This is a genomic window from Prosthecobacter sp. (assembly GCF_044227185.1).
Taxonomy (GTDB): Bacteria; Verrucomicrobiota; Verrucomicrobiia; order Verrucomicrobiales; family Verrucomicrobiaceae; genus Prosthecobacter.
Genome location: NZ_JBGAFO010000016.1, coordinates 109,178 through 132,436, shown reverse-complemented (window position 1 = coordinate 132,436; position 23,259 = coordinate 109,178). Strand labels below are relative to the sequence as shown.

Sequence of the window (23,259 nt, the reverse complement as noted above, 5' to 3'; positions counted from 1 at the left end):
CTGCCCGCCCCGGGCGGCTCAGGTGTTTGATGAGCCGGCTTTGCGTATATTTTTGGTGCAGTTCTGGAATTGATTCTGCTGAAGGATTCTGCCAATCTCCCGGCCTATGCTCTCCCGAATCCTTTCTGTTTTCGTCCTTCTGGGACTCACCCAGTGCAACAAAGAAGCCGCTCCCTCGGCCGCCCAGGCCCCGTCAGGCCTGACTCTCGTGACGGAGGGGGCCTCTCCGCACTTCCAGGCGGTGGCTTCCAAGCTCGAGATCGGCGGTGCGTCCTTCGCCTACGCGGAGGAAGCCCAGATTTTTGACATGCTGGGCGGCCTCATGGATGAGGTGATGAAGACCGTGCCGCAAAAAAAGCAGACGAAATTGCCGCCCGGCTTCACCTTCAAAAAGATCTTTGCTCTCATCGGCCTGGACTCCATCAAGGCCAGCGGCATGAGCTCCCGTGAGATCGGCGGCGGCCTGCACCACCAGCGCAGCTTTGTTTACACTCCGCAGGGCCGCAAAGGCCTGCTCACCCTGACGGGCGGCCCCGCGGCGCCCCTCCTCGTCACCACACTCGCGGTCAAGGACACCGACCTCGCCCTCGAGTTTCCCCTCCACCTGAAAGACTGGGCTGCCGAAATATGGCCGGTTGTCATGGAATACTCCTCCCCTGCGGAAAAGGCCCAGATCGAGGCGTTGGTCACCGCCCCGCAGCCGCCCCTCGGCCTCTCCTACAAGCAGATGGCTGAGAATCTCGCCGTGCGCATCGCCCTCATTGCCACGATGATGCCTGAACAGTCCATCGCCGCGCCAGGTGCGCCGGTCACTTTCCCCGGCGTCAACGCCGCCATCGTGATCGACAGGCTGGGCTTCCTCAAGGACGTGCTGAAGCAGTTCTTGCCCATGCTGCAGCAGCCTGATGCCCCGCTGGATGTCACGGCCGCCAATGGCGTCATCACCGCGCGTTTCAAGGGGCCCATGGGACCCGCGCCCATGGATTTCCAGCCTTCCTTCCAGTTTGACGAAAACGCTGAACGCCTCATCATCGCCACCCGTCCGGGCTACCTGGACGCGGTGCTCGGCAAAGAGCCGCGGCTCAGGGATCAGCCCGAATTTGCCACCGTCTGGAAAGGACTCCCCACGGAAGGAAACGGCTGCCTCTTCGTTTCCAAGCGCTTCATCGACACCGTATTCGACTCGGCGCGCAAAGGCCTCGCCGCCAGCCGCGACCCCGAGACTGGCGCCGCCCTGAAGTTGATCGACTTGGTTGCGAAAAACGTCTCCTCCTCCCAGGCCGTGGCTTTTGCCAACCTGCCTGATGGCGTCCTTACCGCCAGCAACACCTCCATTCCCAGCGCGGGTCCTTCGTCTTCCCTGGCTGCCATCTCGGCGGTGGCTGTCATGTCCTCCCTCGCCGCGGAGCAGTTTACGAAAGTGCAGCAGATGGGCGAGCAGATGAAGATGATCAACAATGGAAAGCAGGTGGCGATCGGCCTCAAGATGTACGCTAAGGACAACAACGGCAGGCATCCTGCCACCCTCTCCGAACTCATGACCCAGCGCATCATCACAGATCCGCGCGTGTTCAAGGCGTCTCAAAAAGGCGCGCAGGCGGCCGAAGGAACCTGGCTCTATGATGCCACGCTCACTGACTCATCACCGGGCGTCAGCATCGTTCTGGCCGCGCCATTCACCAGCAAAGGCTCGGGAGGCAAGGAGATGCGTGCCGTCGTGCGCAATGATGGCCGCGCGGAGATGATCGCAGAAGAAGATTTCCAGCGGGTCAAAGACTACAATCTTCGCTGAGCGGGTTCCGGCCTGGGGGTATGCGGGGAGTGCCCGCATGCCTCGTCGGCGGTGAATGTCTCCTGCTCATGCCAGCACCGCTTTCACCACGTGTCCGTGCACATCCGTGAGGCGGAAGTCGCGGCCCTCGGCACGATAGGTGAGGCGCTCGTGGTCGATGCCGAGGAGGTGCAGCAGCGTGGCATTGAGGTCGTGCACATGCATGGGATCGCGGGCCACGTTGAAGCAGAAGTCATCTGTCTCGCCGTATTGCAGGCCGGGCTTCACGCCACCACCGGCCAGCCACAGGGTGAAGCAGCGGCCATGATGATCACGGCCATGGTTGGTGGGCTCCAGCTTGCCCTGGGAGTAGGTGGTGCGGCCAAATTCGCCGCCCCAGACAATGAGGGTGTCGTCCAGCAGGCCACGCTGCTTGAGGTCGCTGATGAGCGCGGCGCAGGGCTGGTCTATGTCGCCGCACTGGAGACGCAGATCGCTGGGAAGATTGTAGTGCTGGTCCCAGCCGCGATGGTAGAGCTGGATGAAGCGCACGCCGCTCTCCGCCATGCGGCGCGCGAGGAGGCAGTTTGCTGCAAAGGTGCCGGGCACGCGTGACTGCGGCCCATAGGCGTCAAAGGTGGCGGCACTCTCGTCTTTGAGACTGATCAGGTCTGGCACGCTGCTCTGCATGCGGTACGCCATTTCATACTGCGAGATGCGCGTGTCGATCTCGGGATCGAGTTGCTGCGCGAGCTGTTTGCGATTGAGCGCCTGAATCACGTCCAGCTCATCGCGTCGTGTGGCGGTGCTGATGCCGGGTGGATTGGAGAGATACAGCACGGGATCGCCGCTGCTGCGGAAGCTCACACCTTGATGATTGGAAGGCAGAAAGCCGGAGCCCCACAGCCGCGCATACAGCGGGTCCGCAGGACGTGCGGCGCTGCCACGGGAGATGAGCACCACAAAGGCGGGCAGGCTGGCATTCTCGCTGCCGAGGCCGTAGCTGGCCCAGGCACCAAAGCTGGGACGTCCGGGCTGCTGGTGGCCCGTCTGCAGCAGCGTCACGCCCGGGTCGTGATTGATAGCCTCCGTGTGCATGGAGCGGATGATGCACATCTCGTCCGCCACACGGCCCATGTGCGGCAGCAGCTCGCTCATCCATGCGCCGGACTGGCCATGCTGCTGAAAGCGGAACATGGACGCGGTGATGGGCTTGCTCTTCTGCCCGCTGGTCATGCCGGTGAGGCGCTGATCTCCGAGTGCCGAGGCGGGAAACTCCTGGCCGTGCAGCTTTTGCAGGCCGGGCTTGTGATCAAACAGATCGAGCTGGGACGGCCCGCCGTGCATGAAGAGGTAGATCACGCGCTTGGCCTTGGGCGCGAAATGCGGCGCCGCCAGCGTCTGCCCCTGGCCCAGCAGCGATGCCAGCGCGGCGGTGCCGATGCCTGCGGAGGCACGGCCAAAAAGCTCACGGCGGGTCAGCAGGGCGGCGTTCATCGGCGGGTGATGGTTTCGTCGAGATTGAAAAGCGTGTGCAGCGTCACTGTCCAAGCGGCCAGTTCGGCGGGCGCAAGCGTGCGGCCCAGCGGCGAGGCACCCACAGCGAGCAGTTTCGCAGCGGCCTCCGGCTCGGAGGCAAAGCGGGTGCGCTGACGGCTTAAAAGACTGCGCAACAGTTCCAGCTCATCGGCTTCTGCCGCACGGCAGAGCACCCGGCGGAAAGCGAGTGCGAGCTTCTCGAATTCTGTGCCCTGCTGTGCCAGTGCCCATGCGGCCAGAGCGCGCGCGGCCTCGATGTAGGTCTCGTCATTCAGCAGCACGAGGGACTGCAGCGGTGTGTTGGTGCGGGTGCGGCGCACGGCGCATTTCTCACGCGTGGGGCCGTCAAAGGTGAGCAGGGCAGGGGGCGGCGACTGGCGCTTCCAGAAGGTGTAGAGGCTGCGGCGCCAGAGGCCATCGCTGCTGTCCGGCACATAGGTTTCCTCGCCATTGTAGGACACGGCTTCCCACAGTCCGGGCGGCTGGTAGGGCTTCACACTGGGGCCGCCGATGGTGGGCACCAGCAGGCCGGACACAGCGAGCGCCTGATCGCGCACCATCTCGGCGCTGAGGCGGAAAGACGGTCCGCGTGCCAGCAGGCGGTTGGAGGGATCTTGTGCGGAGTATTGAGAACTCTGGCGGTAGGTGGCGCTCATGACCATGAGCTTGAGCAGGCCCTTCACATCCCAGCCGCTCTGCATAAAGCGCACCGCCAGCCAGTCGAGCAGCTCCGGATGGCTGGGGGCCTCGCCCTGAGAGCCGAAGTCATTGACGCTGCGCACGAGCCCTTCGCCAAAGCACTGCATCCACAGGCGGTTCACGGTCACGCGGGCGGTCAGCGGGTTGTCCTTGGAAACGAGCCAGCGCGCGAAGCCGAGCCGGTTGCGCGGTGCATCCTGCGGCCATTGGGAAAGCGCGGCTGGCACGCCGGGCTGCACCTCCTCGGCCGGGTGGTCATACTGCCCGCGTGTGAGCAGGTGCGCCGTGCGTGGCTTGGGCATCTCCTGCATCACCAGCGTGGTGGGAATGCTCTCGCGCAGCGTGGCCTCGGCGGCCCTGGCGTCATTCAGGCGCTGGTGCGCGGCGCGTGTGGGTGCATCGGCGTGATGCTCCACATACCAGTCCTGCAGCAGGGTTTTGTCAGCGGCAGGCCGTCTGGCCGCAGGCGTGGCCACGATGCCGCGCAGGCGCTCGCTCCAGAACCACGACTGCACCTCCGCTGCGGCAACAGCCTGCTGCAGCAAGCGCAGCTCATCGAGCTGGCCGTAGAAGCCCAGCCCCGCATCACGCCTGCCGATGCGCAGCGGCTCGGCGCATTGCGTGCTGCCCTTCAGGCTGTCGTTCATGACCTTCACCGCCACAGGCAGGCCGTCGATGAAGACCTGCATACCGGCGGCGCGCTTTGAACCATCGTGACTGACTACCAGATGATGCCATTTTTTACCAGTGGCCGGTTCCTGCGTCACGAGCTCGATGGCGTCGATGCCCCACTGGCTGACGAGATTGATCTGAAAGCGGCCTTTCTGCCAGATGACCTCCAGCCCGCGACGGCGGCCCTCAGGCTCAATCTTGGAGAGCACGCCCGCCAGCGATGTGTCAGCCGAGAGCCACAGGCCGAGCGTCCACGGGGCATCTGTGTCAAAAGCGCCCGCCCACTCCACATGCTGAGTGGCGTCAAATTTGGACGACTGGCCCAGGATGCCGCCCTGAAACACGAGGCTGGTGCCGAGGTGGTGCCCCTCGATCTGCCCCTCAAACGGGAAATGCGCGACCAGCCTGCCCGCAGGCGAGGGCTTAAGCTCTGCCTGTGCCGTTTTTTCCCAGTCTGTGATCTGGTTCTGCAGCGCCTTCGCGAATGGGGTGAATGCTTCTTCAGCCTGCTTGGTGGCTGCGGTCAGGCGCTGCAGTCCGTGCTCCTGCTGCGGCGAAGGAACGCTGAGCAGCGGCACCGGGTTGTCGCTTTTGATGAGGCCGGACTCGGGCAGGTTGTTGAAGAAGGAGAAGAGCTGGTAAAACTCGCGCTGCGTGATGGGATCGTACTTATGGTCATGGCAGCGTGCGCAGCCGATGGTGAGGCCCATCCATGTGGCGCTGGTGGTTTCCAGGCGGTCGGCCACATACTCCACGCGGTACTCCTCATCGATGATGCCGCTCTCGTTGTTGGCCATGTGGTTGCGGTTGAATCCAGTGGCGATGCGCTGCGCGGTGGTCGCATTCGGCAGCAGATCCCCCGCGAGCTGCTCGATGGTGAACTGGTCAAAGGGCAGATTGCGATTGTAGGCGTCGATGACCCAGTCCCGCCAGGGCCACATGCTGCGCGTCTTGTCGCCAAAGTAGCCGTTGGTGTCCGCGTAGCGTGCAGCGTCCAGCCATTCCACGGCCATGCGCTCGCCGTAGTGTTTGGAGGCCAGCAGGCGGTCCACGGCATGCTCGTAGGCTTTGCCGCTGGTGTCGGAGAGAAAGTGCGCCAGCTCCTGCGGCGTGGGCGGCAGGCCGGTGAGGTCCAGGCTCACGCGCCGCAGCAGCGTCTCGCGCGTGGCCTCCGGGCTGGGATGCAGCGACTCCTTCTCCAGTCGTGCGAGGATGAAACGATCGATCTCATTGCGCGGCCATGCCTTGTCCTGCACCTTCGGCAAGGCGGCGCTCTTGGGGGCAATCAGGGACCAGTGCGCTTCATATTCCGCGCCTTCGCTGATCCAGCGCTGGAGTGTCTGCTTCTCCGCGTCGGTGAGCGAGAGCTTGGACTCCGGCGGTGGCATGAGATCGTCTGCATCCGTGGTAAGGATGCGCTGCATCACGGCGCTCTGCGCCGGCTTGCCAGGAACGATGGCCTGCGTGCCTTCGCGGCTGGCGGTGGCCGCCTCCCGCTGGTCCAGGCGGAGATCTCCCTTGCGCCCCTTTTCATCAAAGCCGTGGCAGCGGAAGCATTTGTTGGAGAGGATGGGGCGGATGTCCTGATTGAAGCGGAGTTTGGGCTCCGCCGCGAAGGTGGTGCACACTCCACCCACGAGCATCAAGATCGTGAAGTGGATGAAACGAATGCGGCGGATGCCCATGCGAGGAAGACGCTTTACGAGCGGGGTTTTGTACCGCTCGATCCAACGAATTTGGAAATTCGTTTTACGCGATCACTTCCTTCACCACATGCCCATGCACATCCGTCAGGCGGAAGTCGCGGCCGGCGTGGCGGAAGGTGAGCTTTTCGTGGTCGAGGCCGAGTTGGTGCAGGATGGTGGCGTGCAGGTCGTGCATGTGGACTTTGTCCTCGATGGCCATGTGACCAAGATCATCGGTGACGCCGTGGGCGAAGCCGGGCTTGAAACCGCCGCCCGCCATCCAGACCGTGAAGCCGAGCGGGTTGTGGTCGCGGCCTGTGCCGTTTTTCTCGGCATACGGAGTGCGGCCAAATTCGCCACCCCACCAGACGATGGTGTCCTCCAGCAGGCCGCGCTGTTTGAGGTCGTAGAGCAGCCCGGCGATGGGTTTATCGACAGCAGCGGCGTGGTCGCCGTGCTTGGGCAGGTTGGAGTGCTGGTCCCAGGCGGGGTTGTTGGAGTTGTCGCCGTAGTTCACCTGGATGTAGCGCACGCCCTGCTCAGCCATGCGGCGGGCCATGAGACACTGGCGGCCGTAGTTGTCGGTGGGCTTTTCGTTGATGCCGTAAAGCTTGAGAGTCGCTTCCGATTCACCGCTGATGTCCATGGCGCCGGGGGCATTGTTCTGCATGCGCCAGGCCAGCTCGTAGCTGCGGATGACGGCGTCGATGTCCGTGTCTCCGGGCATGGCGTGGGCCGCCTGCTCGGCATTCAGCGCGCTGAGCAGTCCGAACTGCTTGCGCTGCTGCTCGGGCGTCCAGATGGCGTTGGTGATGTTCTTGATGGTCGATTCCTTCGCAGGCTGGCCGGAGCGGCCCACGGGCGTGCCCTGAAAGACGGCGGGCAGGAAGGCATTGCCGTAGTTGCGCGGGCCGCCGTTGCCCAGGCTGGGGCTGATCGTCATGAAGCCCGGCAGATTTTCATTTTCCGCGCCGAGGCCGTACATCACCCACGCGCCCATGCTGGGTCGGATGTTGCTGGTCGTGCCGGTGTGCATGAAAAGGGTGGCCGGTCCGTGCGCCACACCCTCGGTGTGCATGCCGTGGAGGAAGCAGAGGTCGTCCACATGCTGGTTGATGTGGGGGAAGAGATTGGAGGCCCAGCGGCCAGTTTCGCCGTGCTGCTTGAAGTCCCACAGCGGCTTCATCACACGCTGCAGCGCGCCCTTGCCGGTCTTGGCGATGGCGCGGGAGTCCGCCACCTCGATGATCTTGCCATCGTCTTTGAGCAGACGCGGCTTGTAGTCATAGGAGTCCACATGGCTGACGCCGCCCTGCATGAAAAGGAAAATGACCCGTTTCGCCTTCGGTGAATGATGCGGTTTTTTGTTTGCGAGCGGGTTCGCCAGCGCCGCCTGGCTCTGCGCCATGGCCTGCCAGGCCAGGTAGCCAAAGCCGCAGCCGGTGGTCTGGAGGAAATCACGACGTGAGGAGAACATGCGTAGGAAAACGCCGCGCAGCGGTCCGGTTTTGCGGCTGAGCTGCTAAAAGTTCTCCGTTCTCGGTTGAAAGGCAGGGGAGCAAACAAAAGCCCCATGCGTCCTGCGACACATGGGGCCTTCAAATTAAAGCGGCTCGGAAACTCTGGAAAACCACTGCCAACCATTGTCAACAATCGCAAACCATCGCAAACGCGCCGCAGGCGCTTCCGTTACAGCATTTCAGCCACAAACGAGCGCTCGTCGGTGAGCTCCTTGTTCGTCGCGGCGATCTTGGACTTGGCAAAGTCGTCCATCTCGTAGCTGGTGATCACCTCGTAGCTGCCCGGCGTGGTCGTCTTCACCGGCATGCCGGCCCACACTTCGGGGTCAAAGCCATACAGGCCGTTGCTCTTCACGGCGATCGAGTGGATCGCGCCTGGAGTGACGAGGGAGCGCACATGGTCCACCAGCGCGTTCGCCGCGGAGGCGGCGGATGAGGCGCCCCGGGCGGCGATGATGGCCGCGCCGCGCTTGCCCACCGTCTCGCAGAAGGGGCCTTCCAGCCAGGCCTTGTCATTGATCACCTGCGTAGCGGGCTTGCCGCCGATGGTTGCATGAGCAAAGGAGGGGAACATCGTCGGGCTATGGTTGCCGTAGATGAAGATGTCCTTCACCTCGGTCAGGTCCACGCCGGCCTTCTGGGCCAGCTGGGTCTGGGCGCGGTTCTGGTCCAGGCGCACCATGGCGGTGAAGCGGTCCGGCGTCAGGCGCTTGGCCTGGGAGGCGGCGATCATGCAGTTCGTGTTAGCGGGGTTGCCCACCACCGCCACGCGGGCGTCGTCAGCCGCCACGGCGTCGATGATCTTGCCCTGCTCGATGAAGATTTTGCCGTTGTCCTTGAGCAGGTCGGCGCGCTCCATGCCGGGGCCGCGCGGCTTGGCGCCCACCAGGAGGCACCAGTTCGCGTCCTTGAAGCCCACGCTGGCGTCGGAGGTCTGCACGATACCCTTCAGGAGGGGGAAGGCGCAGTCATCCAGCTCCATGGCCACGCCGGCGAGGGCGGCCATCGGCTTCTCAAAAGGGGCCTCGATGAGCTGGAGGATCACCGGCTGGTCCGGGCCAAACATGGCGCCGGAGGCGATGCGGAAAAGGAGGGCGTAACCGATTTGACCGGCTGCGCCGGTGACTGCGACTTTGATGGGTGCTTTGGCCATGGTGATTGGGGATGGGGCAGTCATCAGAGCAAGATGCGGCGGGAGGGCAAGAACGGGGTGAGATTCGTGGCAGAAAATGCTTGGGCGAAAGACGGAGTCCTGTTATAAAGTCGATTTTCCCCACCTTTTTGATGCTCCTGCAGCCCTTCCTGAAACATCCCGAAGCCCCATTGCCACGCCGCCTGATCACCCGCGGAGCGGTGGTTTGCCTGCTGATCATTCTTGGCGGCAATGCCGTCACGAGCGCACAGGCGCAGTCGGTTTCGGCCATGGCGCAGGCCGAGGCGCGCCGCCGCGCCAACCAGGTGAATCAGTTGAACGCGGAGATCGAGCGTGGGTACCAGCTGATCAATGAGCAAAAAGCGGTGGAGGCGCATGCCGTGTTTGCCGCCACCTACAAGGCGCTGCCGAACATCCCGCTGGCGCAGGAGTCACGGCTGGCCGCGCGCAACGGCTACGTGGTGGCGGGCAGTCTGGTGGCCCAGGAACTGGCGGCCAAGGGAGATCTTGCCGGAGCGGGCAAGGTGCTGGACGAACTGCTGGCCCCTGACGTGGCGCCCAATGACGCCCGGTTGCTGGGGCTCAAGAAACGGCTCACGGACCCTGACCGTTTTCCTCCGGCGCTGACGGCCGAGCATGTAGCCAATGTGGGGGCGGTTCAGACGCTGCTGATCAAGGCCAATTCGTTCCTCCAGATTGGCGATCTAGACAAGGCTGTTGCCACCTTTCAGGACGTCCTGCGGATCGACCCCTCAAACAGCGCCGCCCGGCGTGGCATGGAAGCCGTGGAGCGTGAGAAGCAGAAGTACTACAAGGCCGCCTACGACCACCAGCGGTCCAAAATGCTCAGCGCCGTGGCCCAGACCTGGGAGGATCCGGTGCCGCTGACCACCACGGACCGCAGCGCATTGTTTGGCGCCGCCGCGGCATCTGTCACCAATCAGATGACCGGCAGCCAGTCCATCACCCAAAAGCTCCGCTCCATCATTCTTCCCCGGGTGGATTTCTCGGGAGCCACACTGGAGGAGGTGGTGGAACTGCTGCGCATCCGCAGCCGTGATCTTGATCCCGAGGGCAGGGGAATCAGCTTCGTCATCAGCGTGCCACCTGAGGCGCGCGACAAACTGATCAGCCTGAATCTTTCCGCGGTGCCCATGGAGGAGGTGCTGCGTTACGTGAGCGAGATGTGCGGCGTCGCCTACAAGGTGGACGAGCATGCGGTGATCTTTGTTTCCCTCAGCGAGCGCAATAACGCGATCATCTCCCGTTCCTTCCGCGTGCCGCCGGATTTCATTCAGAGCGCTCCTGGGGCGGCTCCAGGCGCTGGTGCTGCGGACCCCTTTGCCGCGCAGGCACCGGCGGCCGGGGGCGGCCTGGTCGTCCGCCGCATGGGGGCAAAGGAGTTTCTTGAAAGCCGTGGCGTGACCTTCCCGGAAGGCACGACCGCCAGCTACAACGCGGGCACCAGTACTCTGAACATCCGCAATACGCTCGCCAACATGGAGATTGTGGAAATGATCGTCGAGCAGGCGACCAAGGCGGCTCCCAAAATGGCGGTGGTTCACGTGCGGATGCTGGAGGTGAACCAGACGAACCTGGAGGAAATGGGCTTTGACTGGCTCATGGCAGGAGTGGGAACCAATGGCAACAATCTGTTCTTCGGTGGCGGCAGCACGGGCAACGGCAACGCCTACTCCGCTGCCAATTTCCCCTTCAACTCCAACTACACCACGCCAGCCCAGTTTGTTTCCAATCCGGCAGGCGGGCCCAATCTTCAGGTGTTCCCTCCCATTCCCGTCTCCGCGCCTTTTGCGGGTCCGGTTCCCACGGGCACCACGGCTCCCTTCCCTTATGGTGGCGGCCCCATGACGGCGGGCCTCAGGTCCGGCACTTATGCAGTCCCCGCGGATTCCATCGACTCTCTTCTCAAGACGGGATCGGTCACCAGCACCCCCTCCGTGGCGCCTGGCGTGCTGTCTGTTGCCGGAGTATTCACGGATCCCCAGTTTCAAACGATCATGCGGGCGCTCTCCCAGAAAAAAGGGGTGGACATCAATGCCTCCCCCAGCGTCACCACGAAAAGTGGCATCAAAGCCACCGCCGAGATCACGCGTGAGTTCATTTACCCGACGGAATTTGATCCTCCCAGGCTGCCGCAAGGGGGCGGGGGTGGCGTTCGTACGGGGGGCAGCCAGCAGCAGATGATCGCCACTCCCACCACGCCCACCGCTTTTGAAATGAGAAAGACGGGCGTGATGGTGGAGGTCGAGCCCGTGATTTCGGAAGACGGGCGCACCGTCGAGCTGACGATCACTCCGGAACTGACCGAGTTCGAAGGATTTGTAAACTACGGTTCGCCGATCAATGCGCCGGGATCCGTGAACGTCCTGCCCATTCAGTTGGGAAATGCCGGCACCACCACGGTGGGCACCACGGGCTATGTCCCGCTTAGCGCGCCGGAGGAATTGATCACGCCCAACTTGATTTTGCAGCCCATCTTCAAGGTCCAGAAAGTGGTCACTGCGGTCAAAGTGTATGACGGCGCGACGGTGGTGCTCGGGGGGGCTAAAATCGAGCGGCGCACGCTCGTGGAGGACAAAGTGCCGATTTTCGGAGACCTCCCCGGTGTGGGCAGGCTTTTCAAGGCCAACACCACCAAGACCGACACCAAGAACATCATCATCTTCGTGACCGTGGAGGTGGTGGATCCTTCGGGCCAGAGAGTCAATCGTGACACTGCCGCGGCCGTGCAGTGAGCCCGTGTTCGTTCAGGTGCCGGCGGCCGAAGCGGCCTCCTCCAACTGCGCGGCCAGCTCAAAATCCAGCCGGGTCAGTCCGCCTGCGCTGTGGGTGCTCAGGCGCACGGTGACTTTGCGCCAGCCGACGAAGAGGTCCGGATGGTGGTTCATCGCCTCGGCCAGAACCGCGGCACGGCGGACGAATTCAATGCCGGCCATGTAGCTGGGGAAGCGGAGCTCTTTCACCAGTTCGCCACCTTCCACCCGCCAGCCGGGGAGGGAGGCCATTTGCTGCTGGACGGCCTCTTGACTTAAAAGTTCCGGTTTCATGGGCCAGCATCAAGGGGCGGCGTGCGGGCCGCAAGTATCGGAATTGCTTTCTTCCCGCCGCTGGATTAGATAACTGCCCCCCTCCGCCCAGCCCCCCTGAATGTCCATTTCCCGCACCCGCAATTTCTCCATCATCGCCCACATTGACCACGGGAAGACCACGCTCTCCGACCGTCTGCTGGAATTCACCCAGACCATCACGGTACGGCAGCAGCAGGATCAGCTGCTGGACGCGATGGATCTGGAGCGCGAGCGCGGCATCACCATCAAGGCGCACCCGGTGTGCATGAACTACAAGGCCAAAGACGGCCAGATGTACAAGCTCAACCTCCTCGACACCCCCGGGCACGTGGATTTCAGCTATGAAGTGAGCCGCTCCCTGGCCGCCTGTGAAGGCGCCCTCCTCCTCATCGATGCCAGCCAGGGCGTGGAGGCCCAGACCGTGGCCAATCTGAACCTCGCCCTGCAGCAGAATCTGCACGTCATCCCCGTCATCAACAAGGTCGATCTCCCCAGCGCCGACATCGAGAAGTGCAAGCGCCAGCTTGAGGACATCCTTCAGCTCCCTTCGGATGAGGCCGTGCCCGCCAGCGCCAAGATGGGCATTGGCATCGAGGACATCCTGGAGGCCATCGTGGCCTACATCCCCCCGCCGAAGGATCCCGGAGACGGCTACCTGCGCGCCTCGGTGTTTGACTCCGTTTTCGACGCCTACCGCGGCGTGGTCAGCTACGTGCGCGTGGTCAGCGGCACCATCATCCGCGGCCAGAAGGTGCGCATGATGTCCACCGGCCTGGACTACGAAATCAAGGATGTGGGCATCTTCCGTCCGAAGATGACCACCTGCGAAAAGCTGGAGGCGGGTGATGTGGGCTACCTCATCGCCAACGTGAAATCTACGGCAGACGTGAAGATCGGCGACACCATCACCGAGTCCCGCAAGCCCTCGCCCGAGCCGCTGCCCGGCTTCAAGGAAATCCACCCCCTCGTCTTCAGCGGCATCTATCCCGTGAGCACGGACGACTTCGAGGCTCTCAAGCTCGCCGTTGGCAAGCTGCAGATCAACGACGCCGCCTTCACCTTCATGTCCGAAAGCTCCGCCGCCCTGGGCTTCGGCTTCCGCTGCGGCTTCCTCGGCCTGCTGCACATGGAGATCGTGCAGGAGCGCCTCCGTCGTGAGTTCGACATGGACGTCATCTCCACCTACCCGTCCGTCATTTACGAGGTGCGCAAGACCGACGGCACCGAGATGGAGGTGGACAATCCCTGCTTCCTGCCCTCCGCCCAGGAGATCGACGAAATCCGCGAGCCCATGGTGAAGGTGAACATCATGATCCCGAACGAATACATCGGCGACATGATGCAGCTCGTCATGGACAAGCGCGGCATGGTCAACAACACCGAGACCCTGGATGACCGCCGCGTGCTGCTGCACACCGTCATGCCGCTCAATGAGATCCTCGTGGACTTCAACGACAAGCTCAAGTCCATCACCCGTGGCTACGGCAGCATGGACTACGAGCACGCAGGGTACGAGCCCGCCGAACTGGTGAAGATGGACATCCTCATCGCCGGAGATCCCGTCGATGCCTTCTCCTGCATCGTGCACCGCAGCAAGGCCGAAAGCCGCGGCCGCCAGCTCTGCGCCAAGCTCAAGGAAGTTATTCCCCAGCAGCTCTTCGTCGTCGCCATCCAGGCCGCCATCGGTGGCAAGATCATCGCCCGTGAGAGCATCAGCGCCCTGCGCAAAGACGTCACCGCCAAATGCTACGGCGGCGACATCTCCCGTAAACGCAAGCTCCTCGACAAGCAGAAGGAAGGTAAGAAGAAGATGAAAGCCATCGGCAAGGTGAACATCCCCCAGGAAGCGTTCATCGAGGTGCTGAAGACGAACTGACGATTGCTCGGATCGTAGATACCATGTGTTTGGCGTCGAGGTCGCCCTTCCTCCTGCGGCTGCCTGCGCCAAACCGTCCGACCATGAGCGCATTCACACGCCATTGGGCTCGCAGCACGCCGACGGTCCGCGTTCGGCAAGCACTCGGGCTTGCGAGAGTGCAGCCCTGCCCATGTCGCAGAAATTGACCGTATTGTCGTTTGCCAGGATGCGCTCCCACGGCGTGAGCTTCAGATTCTCCCTGATCAGCGACAGATCGATTCCAGTCAGGCAATCTGTTTCCGGACGCAGGTCATCCACGCTCGGAAAGGCATGTTCAGAAGATCGCGCGGCGGGGGCTGCCATGGAGAGAGCATGTCCAAAGGCCGTCTGAGAGCAAGCTTCGTCTTGCCGCTTCCGGAAGCAAGCAGATGGGTGGCCGCACTTGCATCCTTCTACGGTTTCTAGGAGTATCCTCCTTGCCGTGACTTCTTCCAACCTCAGTCCAGCGGATCGGCAGCGGCTTGATGCCCTGTACGAGCGGCTGCGCGCCTCCAGCGCGCGCAATGTCGGCTACCCCACCAACCAGGCCTTTGACTACTCGGAGCTCTTCCGCTTCCTCGAGTTCAGCATCAACAACGTCGGCGATCCCTTTCACAGCACGAACTACCGGCTCAACACCATGGAGTTCGAGCGCGAGGTCCTCGCAGACTTTGCCCGCTTCACCCAGGCACCCGCGGATGAGTGGTGGGGCTACGTGACCAGCGGCGGCACCGAGGGAAACATGTACGGCCTCTACGTCGCGCGGGAGCTCTACCCGGACGGCATCTGCTACTTTAGCGAGGACACCCATTACAGCGTGGCCAAAGTCCTGCGCCTCCAGCACACGCGGAACATCATGATCAAAAGCCAGCCGGACGGCCAGATGGACTACGCCGATCTCCGCGAGACGCTGCGCATCCACCGCGATGTGCCGCCCATCATCTTTGCCAACATCGGCACCACCATGAAGGGAGCCGTCGATGACCTGGCGCAGATCCGCGCCATCCTGGAAGACCTCGCCATCGGCAATGCCTACATCCATGCCGATGCGGCGCTCAGCGGCATGATCCTGCCCTTTGTGGATGCCCCGCAGCCCTGGAACTTCGCCCACGGCGCGGACAGCATCTCCATCAGCGGGCACAAGATGCTCGGCTCCCCCGTCCCCTGCGGTGTGGTGGTGGCGCGCAAGGCGCACGTGGACCGCATCGCCCGCTCCATCGAATACATCGGCGCGCTGGACACCACCATCGCCGGCTCCCGCAGCGCCTTTTCCCCGCTGGTGCTCTGGTATCGTCTCCGCACTCTGGGAGATGCCGGCCTGCGCAGCGTGGTGCAAACCTGCCTGGAGAATGCGGAGTATGCCGTGCAGCAGTTCCGCGCCCACGGCATCGAGGCCTGGCGCCACCCGAATTCCATCACCGTCGTCTTCCCCAAGCCGCCGCCCTCCATGATGGAGCGCTGGACCATCGCCCCCCGCAAAAACATCGGCCACCTCATCGTCATGCCGCATGTCACCCGCAGCACCATCGACGCCTTCGTCACCGACTTCGCCGCAGCCCTCAAACCCTCCCCATGAAACAGCTCACCGTCCTTGTGCCGAACGAGCGTGGCATCGCCGCCAGGCTCACCGCCTGCCTCGCGGAGCGTGGCATCAACATCGAGGAAATCGATGTGGAAAGTGTGGAGGACCACGGCGTCGTGGTCCTCAGCGTGGACCGCTACGATGAGGCCCTGCGTGTCCTCAGCGAGCACGGCTTCCGCGCCATCACCCAGGACACCCTGCTGGTTCGTCTGGAGGACAAACCGGGTGCCCTGGCCGCCGTCGCCCTGCGGCTGAAGGACGCCGGCCTCGACCTCCGCTCCATGCACATCCTCCGGCGCGATGCCTCCAGCACCACCGCCAGCCTCGTCTGCTCGGACAACGCCCTCGCCGCCGAGGTCCTGCGGGACGTGCTGGTGGTGGAGCCAAGGGAGTGAAGCAAACTGGCTTTGGCCCAATGACGGCACTTGAGCATTGTCCGTGGCGTCCTAGAGTCTTGGTTCACCCGCCCCCATGTTTTTCCTCACCCCCCGCTACCTCAAGCATGCCAAGCTCCTGCACAAGGGCGTGACGCGCTTCATCAACTACAAGCGCGACATCCTGCCACCGGCGAAGCTGGAGGAGATCACCGCCTTGCGCACCAGCCTGGAGCAGGCCATGCGCGCCCGGGACAAAAAGCGCCTCAGTGAGCTCAATGACGAGATCAACAAGGCCTGTGAAAAGGCGCTGCCGCATGCCGAGCACTCGGAGATCGGCGAAAATGTGGAGGTCTTCTTCGTCGCCATCGTCATCGCCCTCGGCATCCGCAGCTACATCGCCCAGCCCTTCAAGATCCCGACCGGGTCCATGCAGCCGACACTGTACGGCATTGTCGCAGAGCATACGAAGGAGGACACCACGCCAGGCTTTCTCCAGCAGTGCAAAGATTTTGTGACCGGGCGCAGTTATGTCAACGTGGTGGCCAGCCACACCGGGCGGATCAGGGAGAAAGACCCGCTCACGGAGCATGGTTTCATGGGCTTCTTCATGCACTGCCGCCTGCATTATGAAGATGGTGAAAGCCAGTGGATCTGGGCGCCCATGGCCCAGCTCACCACCGTGAAGCACAATCTCGGCTTGTTTCAGTACACGGGCGCGGCCCCTGAAGAAAGCAACATGTACACCCCCGACAACAGCGGCCGCTACTTTGAGGGAAGCCTCGCGGGCAGGGAGGTTACCAAGGGCCAGCTCCTGGCACGCGGCACGATCGATACCGGCGATCATGTGCTGGTGAACAAGTTTGCCTACAATTTCCGCCGGCCTGTGCGCGGCGAAGTCTTTGTTTTCACGACAAAGAACATCGAGGAGATCGGGGTGCCGGCGGAGCAGGGCTCCCAGCATTATATCAAACGGCTCGCAGGGGTGCCTGGAGACGAACTGTCTGTCGAATCCCCGCTGCTCAAGATCAACGGCAAGGTGGCGGAGGAGCCTGGCTTCAAGCGCGTGATGACCGGAACCCGGGAGCACCCGAAGGACGGCTACAAAGGGTATGGCCCCGCCGCCAGCGTCGGGGGCAGATACGACCATGTGCTGCTGCGCAGCGGGCAGTACTTCGCGATGGGTGACAACAGCTACAACAGCTCAGACGGCCGCAGGTGGGGCGTGGTGCCTGAACGCAATCTCGTCGGACCCGCGCTCTTCTGCTATTTCCCCATCGGGCGGAACTGGGGGCTGATCCGGTAAGCCACGCTTCCCTTTACTTCGAAGTCAGGCGGTAGAATCTTCGGCTGGGAAGGCCGAAGATGAAGTGGTAGCAGAGTTTGGCGAACAAAGCGCTGAATACGAGGGCGACGAAGAGATCTGCTCGGATTTGAGTTTTATCGACTGTCCCGTCCCTGGCGTCTGCCAGGTTGTGCACTGTTGCAGACGTTACCTTGGCCAAAACGTAGCCAAGGAAAACCAAACATACGATACCTAGCACGTAGGTGATGAGGCTGCGCCTGAAGACTTGGAAAGCGATCATGATGAGCAACATTCCAGAGAATCTCAGGGCGACTTGAATGGAAACGAATGCGCGAAAAAACGCCAGCCCCTCCTCCAGAAAGCCCATGAAAACGCCGCAAATGAGAAAAAACCACATCAACCCCAGCAGCCACTTCGTCGAAGCAGGGCGCGGCACGGATGGTTCCTGCTCTCCCGCTCTTAGTGGCACCCCATCACTCTGCGGAGCCGCATAGGGATTCAGATCGCTCTCCGGATTCATAAACCGTGTGCGGAGCCTGAATCCCGCACCGCTCAGGCTTTCAAACCTTCCTGGCGCAGGAAGTTTTCCACCCAGGTGATGTCATACTGGCCGTGCTGGAAATCCGAAGTGGTCAGGATCTGGCCTTGCAGAGGGATGGTGGTCTTGATGCCTTCGACGGTGAATTCACTGAGCGCACGGCGCATCCGGCGGATGGCGATGTCTCGCGTGGCGCCAGTCACGATGAGCTTGGCGATCATCGAGTCATAATACGGCGGCACGGAGTAGCCGGAATAAACGTGGGTGTCCACACGGACGCCGCGGCCACCGGAGGTGTACCACAGATTGATCTTGCCGGGGCTGGGGGCGAAATTGCGGGCCGGGTCTTCAGCATTGATGCGGCACTCGATGGCATGGCCGCGGGGCTGGGCGTCCACCACGTGCTCGCTCAGCGGCAGGCCGGCGGCGATGCGGATCTGCTCCTTGATCAGGTCGCAGCCATAAACTTCCTCCGTGATGGGGTGCTCCACCTGGATGCGGGTGTTCATCTCCATGAAGTAGAAGTTTTCGCAGTTGTTATCCACGAGGAACTCAATGGTGCCGCAGTTCTCATAGCCGATCTCCTTGCAGAGCTTCACCGTGGCGTCTCCCATGCGCTTGCGCATCTTGGCGGAGATTTTCGGGGAGGGGCACTCTTCGATGATCTTCTGATTGCGGCGCTGCATGGAGCAGTCGCGCTCGCCCAGATGAACGACGTTGCCATGGGAGTCGGCCACGACCTGGAATTCGATGTGGTGGGGCTTCTCCACGAGCTTCTCCATGTACATGGAGCCGTCGCCAAAGCATTTCATGGCCTCCAGAGAGGCCGCCTGGAAGCTGGAGCCCAGGGTCGCTTCATTGAGCACGGGGCGCATGCCGCGGCCACCGCCGCCGGCGCTGGCCTTGACCATGACAGGGTAGCCGATCTTGCGCGCCCACTCGAGGGCCTCTTCTTCGGTGTGAATGATGCCGTCGGAACCGGGAGTGATGGGCATGCCGGCCTTCAGCGCCGTTTCACGCGCCACGTTCTTGTCCCCCATCATGCTGATGACTCGGGCAGAGGGGCCGATGAACTTGATTTTGCACTGCGCGCAGACTTCGGCGAATTCAGCCTTCTCAGAGAGGAAGCCGTAGCCGGGGTGGATGGCGTCCACGTTGGCAATCTCCGCCGCACTGATGATGCGGCTCATCTTCAGGTAGCTCTCGGTGCTGGGGCCGGGGCCGATGCAGATGGCTTCATCGGCGAGGTGAACGTGCATCGAATCCACATCAGCTTCGGAATAAACGGCGACGGTTTTGACGTCGAGTTCTTTGCAGGCACGAATGACGCGGAGGGCGATTTCACCACGGTTGGCAACGAGGACTTTTTTAAACATGAGAGGCGCGGAAGGTGGGGGAAGTCTGCTTGACCGCTGGCGGCCGGATCCGGCACGGCCAGGGCGTCAAGACAGGGGCAGGGTGGTGGGAGATCAGGCTTTCAACTCGAACAAGGGCTGGCCATACTGGACGGGCTTGCCGTCCTCCACGAGGACGCGGGCGATGGTGCCGCGGGCATCCGCCTTGATCTCGTTCATGACCTTCATGGCCTCGATGATGCAGACATTGCTGTTTTCATCCACGATGTCACCCACGTTCACGATGGGCTTCTCGCCCGGAGCGGGGCTGCGGTAGAAGGTGCCCACCATGGGGGAATTGATGGTCGGCCCCATGGCCTCAGGAGCGGAGGCCGCTGCTGCCGGGGAAGCGGAGGCGGCCGCGGGCGCAGGCGCCACCGGCATGGGGGCGGGCATGTGCGCCGGGGCGGCGTAGGTCATGGGAGCGCCGGAGGCGGCTGGCAGGCTCTTGAGGAGCTCTTTGACGGCTTCCAGGTCAGAGCCACGGCGAAGCTCGAGCTTGGCTCCGTTGCGCTCACTGTAGAAATAGGAAACATCGTTTCCTGCCATCAACTGGACGATCTCACGTATCTGACTGAGATCGTTGGAGGAGGACGATGCGGAAGGGGCGGGGGAGGCAGGTTTGGATTTGGTGCGTTTGGCCATGTCAGGGAGAGTGTGTCAACGAATGGCGCCGATCATACAAACTCCGCCAGATGTGGCAACCATAAAGGCATTCTTGACTTTCAAGCCGCCTGCCCTCCGCTCGTGCATCCCTTAGGGCAGACGGGGAAATTTGCTAAAATTGGGCTTCCGCTTCTCCACATACGCGTTTTTGCCCTCCTTCGCCTCTTCGCTCATGTAGTAGAGCAGCGTGGCGTTGCCGGCCAGATCCAGCAGGCCCATCTGGCCGTCGCAGTCCGCGTTGAGGGCGGATTTGAGGCAGCGCAGGGCCAGGGGGGAGTGCTGCAGCATCTCACGGCACCACTTGAGCGTCTCCTCTTCGAGCTGGTCCAGCGGCACGACGGTGTTCACCAGCCCCATCTCCAGGGCCTGCTTGGCGTCATACTGGCGGCAGAGGTACCAGATCTCGCGGGCTTTTTTCTGCCCCACAATGCGTGCCAGGTAGCTGGAGCCCAGCCCCCCGTCAAAACTGCCCACCTTCGGCCCGGTCTGGCCAAAACGGGCGTTGTCCGCAGCGATGGTCAGGTCACACACCACATGCAGCACATGCCCGCCGCCGATGGCGTAGCCGGCCACCATGGCCACCACGGGCTTGGGCAGCGTGCGGATTTTCCGCTGCACATCCAGAATGTTCAGGCGCGGCACGCCGTCGTCACCAATGTAGCCGGCGTCTCCGCGCACTTTCTGGTCGCCCCCGGAGCAGAAGGCCCGGGGCCCCTCGCCACAGAGGATGATCACCCCCACGTCCCGGTCCTCATGCACAATCTCAAACGCTTCCAGCATCTCCTTCACCGTCAGCGGCCGGAAGGCATTCCGCACCTTGGGCCGGTTGATGGTGATCTTGGCGATGCCATCGCTGGTCTTTTCCAGCTTGATGTCTTTGAAGGTCTTGATGGAAGTCCACATGGGGAGGGGGAAGTTTGCAGTTGTTGGCGGTGGTTGGCGATGGTTTGCAGTGGTTGGCCGAGCCTCCAGAAGAGGGACGTTGGCAGTGGTTTGGAAACAATTGCAAACCACTGCAAACAATGGCCAGCCATCGCAAACTCAGAAGTTCGTGAACGACCGCAGCTCGGCGATACGCGCGGCGATGTCTTCCTTCGTCACCGTCTGCAGCTTGTGCGTGCTGAAGGCTTCGCAGGTGTAGCTGGCGGTCACGCTGCCGTGGACCACGGCGGTCTTGAGGTCTTCAAAGGTGGGCTTGGTCTTGCCATTCGCGGCCAGCCAGCCGGAAAGGCCGCCCAGAAAGGAGTCGCCGGCGCCGGTGGGGTCAAACACACTGTGCAGCGGGTAGGCGGAGCAGGCAAAAAACTCGGACGGCTTTTCCCCAAAGAGGAAGCTGCCGTGCTCGCCACGCTTCACGATCACGAAGCGCGGGCCCTTGGCCTGCAGCTTGCGCCCGGCCTCCACCAGATTGGTCGTTCCGGCAAATTCCTTGGCCTCGCCGTCATTGATGACGAGGAGATCGATGCGCTTGAGCACTTCGTGCAGGCGCTCATTGGCGATGCTGATCCACAGGTCCATCGTGTCGGCGGTGACGAAATCAGCCTCGATTTGATCCAGCATCTGCATCTGGTTGTCCGGGCTCATGTTGGCGGCCACGGCCACCTTGGCGGCCCTGGCAGGGGCGGGGAGCTTGGGCTGCCACTGCTCCAGTACGTTGATGCCCACCTTGTGCGTGGTGCGGCTGTTCATGTCCTCATGGTATTCGCCGGTCCAGGTGAAGGACTCGCCGTCGCTGCGCTCCAGGCCGTCCAGCGTGATGCCGCGGGAGGCCAGCATGTCCAGGTGGGGCTTGGGGAAATCATGGCCGATCACGCCCACCAGATGAATGGGCTGGCAGAAGATGCTGGCGGCCAGCGCCGCGTAGCTGGCGGAACCTCCGAGCAGGTTTTCCTGCGAATCCTGCGGCGTTTTGACATTGTCGAGGGCGACGGTTCCGGCGATGACGACTGACATGAGCGTGTATTTGGTTAGGTAAGGTGTAACAGTTAATCCTTGCCTCGCGGGCGGCGAACTTTTAACGGTACACCTGCCAGCGGGGGCCGCGGATTATCGGTTCCACCTCCTCGGTGTCAATTGCCACTCCGCACACTCTTTCATGCGCCTCAGTCTCTGCTTTTTCATGCTCATCCTCCTGCCCGTGGCGACAGGGGTGCACGCATGGTTGTTTTGCGAGCACAACGTGCCTGTGCTGAAGCAGGAGGCCATGGCCCGGCTGAAGGCTGCCGGCGTGCGCAATGCCGGGGTGGACGTGCGCTTTTATGACCTCGCTGTCACCGGGGAGGCGCCAGACCCGGACTCCCGCCAGCGGGCGCTGGCTGCCATCCGTTCCCTCGGCCCCCTCAGGCTGCAGCCCAGCGCGGAGCGCATTCATGTTCTGGCCAGCCTCAGCGCCCGACTGGACCAAAACACCCTTCGTCTCAGCGGCTGGTTCCCGGAAGGAGATGAGGCCGCCAATGCAGGCCGCCTGCTCGCGGAACTGCGTCCCGACCTGGTGATCAATGCGGACGGTCTGCACACCTCCCCCGAAGTGCGCTGGCCGGAGGGCCTCAAACCGCCGCTCACGGCTGCCAGCCCTCTGCTGAAGCCGATCATCGACACCCTCCGCGTACCCGCCGAGCTCCACATCCATGCGAAAGACGATGCCATCGTGCTCAGCGGCCTGCTGCAGGACACAGCGCTGAAAGAAGACCTCGTCGCCACGCTCGCGGAAGTAGCCGGTGCCCGCGTGGTGGACCCCGCCGCGCTGAAGGCCAGTCCGCATGTGCTGCCCGCCGCCTTTGCAAAGCCGGACCTGCTCACCGCCTTTGTGAAAAGCTTTTTCGCCGTGCCTCCGCCCCGCTCCTTCGACATTCAGAGCGATGGCATCCCACACCTCGAAGGAGTCGCCACACGGCAGATGGAGAGCCGCTGGCTGGCCCTGCTCAGGCCTGTCACCGGCGCGGCCAAGGTGGACGCTCATTTCACCCTGGTGCCATCGATCTACCATTTTCCCGGCTACCAGGTGCAGTCAAAGCTGCCACCGGAGGTCATCGCATCCGTGCGCGAGGCCCTGCGGAGCTGTGTGATTGTGTTTGATCCCGGCTCCGCCCGCCTCACACCCGCGGAGCAGACAAAGCTCGCCATCCTCGCGCCCACATTGCTCGCGGCCGGACCGGCGCTGGGGCTGGTCATCGGCGCGCACCCAGACCCGGCGGCGCCGGAAAAAGCCGAAAAGGATCTCGGCAAAGCCCGTGCTGATGCGGTGATGTCTTTCCTCGTGGAGCAGGGGGTGACCGCCACGGACATTCGCGCCATCGTATTTGACGCCGTGCCAGCGACTTCTCCCGCGGCTCCTGCCAGCCCGCGCTGTGTCGAACTTCTCATCAAATAGCCTT

At 62.7% G+C, this 23,259-nt stretch carries 18 protein-coding genes; 7 read left to right on the top strand and 11 right to left on the bottom strand.

Going from position 1 to position 23,259, the window contains the following annotated elements:
- The first annotated feature begins 106 nt into the window (after positions 1-106).
- Positions 107-1,792, top strand: coding sequence for a hypothetical protein (locus tag ACILSQ_RS28460; RefSeq protein WP_395747090.1), 1,686 nt, complete (start codon positions 107-109; stop codon positions 1,790-1,792).
- Between the two features lie 66 nt (positions 1,793-1,858).
- Here ACILSQ_RS28460 and ACILSQ_RS28455 read toward each other — a convergent pair whose 3' ends face one another.
- The 4 genes from ACILSQ_RS28455 to ACILSQ_RS28440 form a co-directional block, all read right to left on the bottom strand.
- Positions 1,859-3,268 (bottom strand): DUF1501 domain-containing protein, encoded by a 1,410-nt coding sequence (locus tag ACILSQ_RS28455; RefSeq protein ID WP_395747089.1) that lies wholly within the window; start codon positions 3,266-3,268, stop codon positions 1,859-1,861.
- Entirely contained in the window at positions 3,265-6,366 is a 3,102-nt protein-coding gene (locus tag ACILSQ_RS28450; RefSeq protein WP_395747088.1) for a DUF1553 domain-containing protein, read from the bottom strand. Before ACILSQ_RS28450 ends, ACILSQ_RS28455 begins: the two co-directional genes overlap by 4 nt.
- 64 nt (positions 6,367-6,430) lie before the next feature.
- Complete coding sequence (locus ACILSQ_RS28445; protein ID WP_395747087.1) at positions 6,431-7,843, bottom strand: DUF1501 domain-containing protein; 1,413 nt, start codon at positions 7,841-7,843, stop codon at positions 6,431-6,433.
- A gap of 212 nt (positions 7,844-8,055) precedes the next feature.
- Positions 8,056-9,039 (bottom strand): malate dehydrogenase, encoded by a 984-nt coding sequence (locus tag ACILSQ_RS28440; RefSeq protein WP_395747086.1) that lies wholly within the window; start codon positions 9,037-9,039, stop codon positions 8,056-8,058.
- 131 nt (positions 9,040-9,170) lie between these two features.
- Here ACILSQ_RS28440 and ACILSQ_RS28435 point away from each other — a divergent pair, with 131 nt between their 5' ends.
- Entirely contained in the window at positions 9,171-11,795 is a 2,625-nt protein-coding gene (locus ACILSQ_RS28435) for an Amuc_1098 family type IV pilus outer membrane protein (RefSeq protein WP_395747085.1), read from the top strand.
- A gap of 12 nt (positions 11,796-11,807) precedes the next feature.
- Here ACILSQ_RS28435 and ACILSQ_RS28430 read toward each other — a convergent pair whose 3' ends face one another.
- Positions 11,808-12,107, bottom strand: coding sequence for a 4a-hydroxytetrahydrobiopterin dehydratase (locus ACILSQ_RS28430; protein ID WP_395747084.1), 300 nt, complete (start codon positions 12,105-12,107; stop codon positions 11,808-11,810).
- 100 nt (positions 12,108-12,207) lie between these two features.
- On the opposite strand from ACILSQ_RS28430, the gene lepA reads away from it, so the two are divergent.
- Positions 12,208-14,004 carry a translation elongation factor 4 gene (gene lepA / locus ACILSQ_RS28425; protein ID WP_395747083.1) on the top strand — a complete coding sequence of 599 codons (1,797 nt, stop codon included), beginning with the start codon at positions 12,208-12,210 and terminating at the stop codon, positions 14,002-14,004.
- A gap of 93 nt (positions 14,005-14,097) precedes the next feature.
- On the opposite strand, the gene ACILSQ_RS28420 is transcribed toward lepA, so the two are convergent.
- Positions 14,098-14,349, bottom strand: coding sequence for a hypothetical protein (locus ACILSQ_RS28420; protein ID WP_395747082.1), 252 nt, complete (start codon positions 14,347-14,349; stop codon positions 14,098-14,100).
- A gap of 118 nt (positions 14,350-14,467) precedes the next feature.
- Here ACILSQ_RS28420 and ACILSQ_RS28415 point away from each other — a divergent pair, with 118 nt between their 5' ends.
- From ACILSQ_RS28415 to lepB, 3 genes are all read left to right on the top strand, one after another.
- Positions 14,468-15,601 carry a histidine decarboxylase gene (locus tag ACILSQ_RS28415; RefSeq protein WP_395747081.1) on the top strand — a complete coding sequence of 378 codons (1,134 nt, stop codon included), beginning with the start codon at positions 14,468-14,470 and terminating at the stop codon, positions 15,599-15,601.
- Positions 15,598-16,002, top strand: a complete 405-nt coding sequence (locus ACILSQ_RS28410) for an ACT domain-containing protein (protein ID WP_395747080.1) — start codon at positions 15,598-15,600, stop codon at positions 16,000-16,002. The genes ACILSQ_RS28415 and ACILSQ_RS28410 overlap by 4 nt, the downstream gene beginning before the upstream one ends.
- Positions 16,003-16,078: 76 nt before the next feature.
- Positions 16,079-17,287 carry a signal peptidase I gene (lepB, locus tag ACILSQ_RS28405; protein ID WP_395747079.1) on the top strand — a complete coding sequence of 403 codons (1,209 nt, stop codon included), beginning with the start codon at positions 16,079-16,081 and terminating at the stop codon, positions 17,285-17,287.
- A 13-nt stretch (positions 17,288-17,300) separates the two neighbouring features.
- On the opposite strand, the gene ACILSQ_RS28400 is transcribed toward lepB, so the two are convergent.
- The 5 genes from ACILSQ_RS28400 to ACILSQ_RS28380 all read right to left on the bottom strand — a co-directional run bounded on the left by ACILSQ_RS28400 (position 17,301) and on the right by ACILSQ_RS28380 (position 21,838).
- Positions 17,301-17,807, bottom strand: a complete 507-nt coding sequence (locus ACILSQ_RS28400; protein ID WP_395747078.1) for a hypothetical protein — start codon at positions 17,805-17,807, stop codon at positions 17,301-17,303.
- A gap of 32 nt (positions 17,808-17,839) precedes the next feature.
- The gene (gene accC, locus ACILSQ_RS28395) at positions 17,840-19,201 is read right to left on the bottom strand and encodes an acetyl-CoA carboxylase biotin carboxylase subunit (protein WP_395747077.1); all 1,362 of its coding nucleotides are present in this window, start codon (positions 19,199-19,201) and stop codon (positions 17,840-17,842) included.
- Positions 19,202-19,294: 93 nt separating this feature from the next.
- Positions 19,295-19,864 carry an acetyl-CoA carboxylase biotin carboxyl carrier protein gene (gene accB / locus ACILSQ_RS28390; RefSeq protein WP_395747076.1) on the bottom strand — a complete coding sequence of 190 codons (570 nt, stop codon included), beginning with the start codon at positions 19,862-19,864 and terminating at the stop codon, positions 19,295-19,297.
- 111 nt (positions 19,865-19,975) lie between these two features.
- Positions 19,976-20,788, bottom strand: a complete 813-nt coding sequence (gene menB, locus ACILSQ_RS28385; protein ID WP_395747075.1) for a 1,4-dihydroxy-2-naphthoyl-CoA synthase — start codon at positions 20,786-20,788, stop codon at positions 19,976-19,978.
- Between the two features lie 138 nt (positions 20,789-20,926).
- A complete protein-coding gene (locus ACILSQ_RS28380) occupies positions 20,927-21,838 on the bottom strand; it encodes a PfkB family carbohydrate kinase (protein WP_395747074.1) in 912 nt (303 codons plus the stop codon).
- Between the two features lie 142 nt (positions 21,839-21,980).
- On the opposite strand from ACILSQ_RS28380, the gene ACILSQ_RS28375 reads away from it, so the two are divergent.
- On the top strand, positions 21,981-23,255 hold the full coding sequence (locus tag ACILSQ_RS28375; protein WP_395747073.1) for an OmpA family protein: 1,275 nt from the start codon (positions 21,981-21,983) through the stop codon (positions 23,253-23,255).
- Positions 23,256-23,259 lie beyond the last annotated feature (4 nt).